General features: G+C 44.2%; 1 pseudogene. It reads right to left on the bottom strand.

What is annotated here, in order from left to right:
- Positions 1-439, bottom strand: a pseudogene (locus ACVCXO_RS00025) (hypothetical protein); the annotation flags it as partial.

The raw sequence follows: 439 nt of genomic DNA, 5'->3' as shown, positions 1-439 counted from the left end.
TGTAGCTCCAACTGGTAAAGTAGTCGTATCTACTACGATATCTACTGTTCCTGCTGGCACGCCTTCTATAGTATACGTCCCATCCGCTGCTGTTGTTCCTGTTGGCTCTCCTGCGTCTAATACACCATTGCCATCTAAATCCGCAAATACAGTTACTGGAGAAGTAAATCCGGTTTCTGTTCCGTTTTGTGTTCCATCACCATCTTCATCGTTATATACGGTTCCGGTTACCGTTCCTGCTGTAGTATAACCATCTATTCCCGCATCTACACTACCATTTGTTGTTATCGTTACTGATGTTGGCTCTGTTCCATCTGTTAAAGTAGCACCTGTTGGTAAAGTAGTTGTATCTACTACGATATCTACTGTTCCTGCTGGTACTCCTTCTATAGTATAGGTTCCGTCTGTTGCTGTTGTTGCTGTTGGCTCTCCTGCGTCT

The sequence above is a fragment of the Lacinutrix sp. MEBiC02404 genome, from assembly GCF_053601575.1.
The sequence above is the reverse complement of the archived record's forward strand: the minus strand, read 5'-3'. Positions and strand labels throughout refer to the sequence as shown.